The sequence below is a fragment of the Janthinobacterium sp. FT14W genome (assembly GCF_009208755.1).
Taxonomy (GTDB): Bacteria; Pseudomonadota; Gammaproteobacteria; order Burkholderiales; family Burkholderiaceae_D; genus Janthinobacterium; species Janthinobacterium violaceinigrum.
Genome location: NZ_WFLL01000185.1, coordinates 1 through 254, shown reverse-complemented (window position 1 = coordinate 254; position 254 = coordinate 1). Strand labels below are relative to the sequence as shown.

The window sequence follows — 254 nt, the reverse complement described above, 5'->3', positions numbered from 1 at the left end:
TGGTAGACGCGCATGGTTCAGGTCCATGTGCCTTCGGGTGTAGGGGTTCGAGTCCCTTCGTGGGCACCATACCTAATTCGCTAAAAAGCCGCAAACTTTCACGAGTTTGCGGCTTTTTTCATTTCCGTGACCCATCCTGGAATAAGTTGACACTTTTTCGCTACAGAGAAGGAGTGTCCGATGGAACAAGGGTTTCGACGCAGTCAGCGAGATTACAGCCTGGCTTTTAAATTGAGCGTTGTCGAGCAGGTTGA

The 254-nt window shown here is 50.0% G+C and carries 1 protein-coding gene; it reads right to left on the bottom strand.

Annotated features, from left to right (window positions below):
* Positions 1–72: 72 nt before the first annotated feature.
* Positions 73–254, bottom strand: a 182-nt coding sequence (locus GCN74_RS29485) for a hypothetical protein (protein ID WP_226939286.1), incomplete at its 5' end; no start/stop codon positions are given.